This window comes from Streptomyces sp. NH27, from assembly GCF_056859195.1.
The window spans coordinates 1-252 of sequence record NZ_JACEGK010001146.1 but is presented as its reverse complement, the minus strand read 5'-3'; the positions used below and the strand labels follow the sequence as shown (position 1 = coordinate 252).

The window sequence follows — 252 nt, the reverse complement described above, 5'->3', positions numbered from 1 at the left end:
AGCAAGCTCGACATCCGACGCTCCCACGGCTTGTAGGCACACGGTTTCAGGTACTATTTCACTCCGCTCCCGCGGTACTTTTCACCATTCCCTCACGCTACTATCCGCTATCGGTCACCAGGGACTATTTAGGCTAAACGGGTGGTCCCGCCAGATTCACCCAGGATTTCTCGGGCCCTGTGCTACTTGGGTGATCTCCAAGAGAGCCGTACAGATTTCAGCTACGGGGGTCTTACCCTCTACGCCGGACCT

1 rRNA gene is annotated in these 252 nt (G+C 56.3%); it reads right to left on the bottom strand.

Annotation, left to right across the window (positions count from 1 at the left end):
* Nucleotides 1–252, bottom strand: a 23S ribosomal RNA gene (locus AC13HU_RS38430); the annotation flags it as partial.